Annotated in this window: 1 protein-coding gene and 1 pseudogene; both read left to right on the top strand. The window is 54.6% G+C overall.

Going from position 1 to position 1,480, the window contains the following annotated elements:
* Window positions 1–132, top strand: a pseudogene (locus AC0L2D_RS31745) (IS3 family transposase); the annotation flags it as partial.
* Window positions 133–293: 161 nt separating this feature from the next.
* Window positions 294–1,007 (top strand): hypothetical protein, encoded by a 714-nt coding sequence (locus AC0L2D_RS31740; protein WP_473544103.1) that lies wholly within the window; start codon window positions 294–296, stop codon window positions 1,005–1,007.
* Window positions 1,008–1,480 lie beyond the last annotated feature (473 nt).

Genomic DNA, 1,480 nt, shown 5'->3' with positions numbered 1-1,480 from the left:
TCGATGTCGCCCGCTGCACGGTTGCCCGCCTGATGAAGGCCATGGGCCTCGAAGGCATCATCCGCGGCAAGCCGATCCGCACGAGGGAGCGACAAGGCTGCATCTTGCCCTCTTGATCACGTCAACCGGCGTGGCGCCGTGAGGCGTCCCCCTATGCCGACCAATTTCGAACCATCAAATCAGCTCGGGTGACTCTCTACCACGAGTCAACTACCAGAATAGATAGTTTCCTCCAGTCTTTCTTATCCTATTGTCTGAGACGCATATTATCAGTCTGGGTAGGGCAGTGTGTGATGAATAAAAATGCGACAATTCTTGATATATCACGATATATTTCCGTGTTTGATGAAATAGCACGTCAATCCGGCATTATATTTACGATGGGAGAAGACTTTAGTGAATATATCAATATTACCGAAAATCTCGTTGGCAAATCGCCCACGTATCCGAACTTCCGACCGGACTGTTCATGGCTTGAACCAGGCCGCGCGTTCTGGATCGTCGGGAAAGATCAATCTGGTCAGATAGCGCATGTCCAGGCGCTTCGTGTGGACGATCTGACGACGACCAGTTTGCTTGAACACCTCGAGTCATTGAAAGCCTTCTACGCGGATCCCAAGAGCCTGGCGGGCCCCGGTTCATCATGTGCTTGCTACGCACCGACCGCTCGAGACATAACCGGCATCGTGGCTTATCACGGCGACTTATGGCTCCGTGATGATTTTAGGGGGCATGGGTTTGCTCGTACGCTTGCAGGTATTGCTTTTGGCCTAGCGTGGGCGAAATGGTCCCCCGACTACATTTATGCCCTTGTTGCGACGTGGAGCATCGAAAAGGGAATAGCCGATCAGTATGGTTATCTTCATAGAGAATCGCAGGGCTCGGTTTTGAGTTTACCCGACCGAGGCATCGAGGATGACGATTGGCTTATTTGGCTAAAGCAAAGCGAATTGTCCGAGATCATTAAACGGACAGTGAGTCAGACGAGGGTGCCTAGTCACTCTTGATTGCGGTTGAGCCAGCCATGGAACTATCAGCCAGCGGCAATAAGAGCCGAATCCGATCATGCCGCATTATATTCGGCGGCGGCGAAGTAATTTGGCCCACTCGAGCGCGGCCTTTTTGAGTGCGCTTGAGTTTGGGCGAATGCGTTTCTCGATCCGATTGAAGTCGGGGCTGTGGGTGGAAGGTAGAGCAGCATTGCGCCCGACGCGCAGGGCTTCCTCGTCTGACTCGGAGCCGATACAGTCAGTCGACGGAACGGTGCAAGCAATGATCTAGGCCGGCCTGTTCGGAACGTCAATGCACTGGAAGCATTCGGCGGCACGCCGGCTTTGTTGGTTCCCGGGCGATGCGAAGGTCGCCATCATCAATGCCTGCCGCCACGACCGCAGGTAAACCGCGATCGTGTCCCGGGGAGTGGTGTAGCTGACGGCATTGGTCGCCGTGCTCTCCGGCATGGGCCGGGCTGATCAGCGCG

This window comes from Mesorhizobium sp. WSM4833 (genome assembly GCF_055811095.1).
The sequence above is the reverse complement of the archived record's forward strand: the minus strand, read 5'-3'. Positions and strand labels throughout refer to the sequence as shown.

Bases quoted from the DNA above. Each gene is read 5' to 3' on its own strand.
- AC0L2D_RS31740 (WP_473544103.1), top strand. From the start codon at position 294: ATGAATAAAAATGCGACAATTCTTGATATATCACGATATATTTCCGTG.